Source organism: Microbulbifer okhotskensis (assembly GCF_023895975.1).
Taxonomy (GTDB): Bacteria; Pseudomonadota; Gammaproteobacteria; order Pseudomonadales; family Cellvibrionaceae; genus Microbulbifer; species Microbulbifer okhotskensis.
Map to the genome: position 1 here is coordinate 1 of NZ_JALBWM010000378.1, position 481 is coordinate 481.

General features: G+C 60.9%; 1 protein-coding gene. It reads right to left on the bottom strand.

Features of this window, described 5'->3' with window-relative positions; translation table 11 throughout:
- The coding region (locus tag MO867_RS22590; protein ID WP_252473366.1) for a phage tail terminator protein at nt 1-460 on the bottom strand (460 nt) is incomplete at its 3' end.
- Between the last annotated feature and the right edge of the window lie 21 nt (nt 461-481).

Consider the following 481-nt stretch of genomic DNA (forward strand, 5'->3'; position numbering starts at 1 on the left):
ATGACGTGGTGTCCCCCATGAAGTAAGTGATAGAGAAAACATCGATCCAGAGTAAGGTGCTGCGGTCGTGGTCCAGTACATCGCCGCGCAGCCATTTAAGTGGGCGCTGCAACTGGCCGCCCGGAATCCAGTTGCCCAGCAGTGCGGTGCGGACGGCACCTATTAACGGTTTGGCCTCCTGTAGTGCCTCGCTGCCGGTTTTGCCCCGGTAATTGCGCGCGGCGACAATCACGCCGATGGTGGCTTTGACTTGCTGGCGGCCACTGGGGCGGCGTTGGGAGCGGCTGTCAGACTCGGGCACATCCTCCTCATTCGCGAGCACCACGTAGGCACTGCCGTGGCGAAAGCTTGTCAGTTTTTCGACCACGGCATATTCAGCAGCGCCGCCCACCTGCTGCAACGCCGGCACCTGGTCGCGCAGGCGCTGCTCGATAACGGCGGTATCCAGGGGTTCGTTCATCAGAAATCTGCCAGGTTATCC